Here is a 264-nt window from a genome sequence, read left to right as displayed (position 1 = left end):
AGATTACGACAAGTGGGACGATGGTAGCGAAGCTAAAAAATTAAAAGATTTTGCACAAACCAAAGCTGATTTAGTAACGCTTAATAGCATTAATCGTGCTCAGCTTGATGATGCAACTAAAGTAAGTTACGACTTAAAAAAGCAAGATCTTGAAAACTCAATTGCTGACTTCAAATGGCGTTACCACAGTTACCCGGTAAACCAAATGTACGGCACTCACTCTATGATCGCGGCATTTTTAATTAACCAGCATCAAGTAAGTGA

General features: G+C 37.9%; 1 protein-coding gene. It reads left to right on the top strand.

Annotated features, from left to right (window positions below):
* Nucleotides 1–264, top strand: a 264-nt coding sequence (locus AAEY88_RS14045; protein ID WP_350563367.1) for a DUF885 family protein, incomplete at both ends; no start/stop codon positions are given.

Source organism: Psychrobacter sp. CAL346-MNA-CIBAN-0220 (assembly GCF_040309805.1).
Lineage (GTDB): Bacteria > Pseudomonadota > Gammaproteobacteria > Pseudomonadales > Moraxellaceae > Psychrobacter.
Note: the sequence above shows the minus strand (reverse complement) of the source record. Positions and strands in the feature narration are given on the sequence as shown.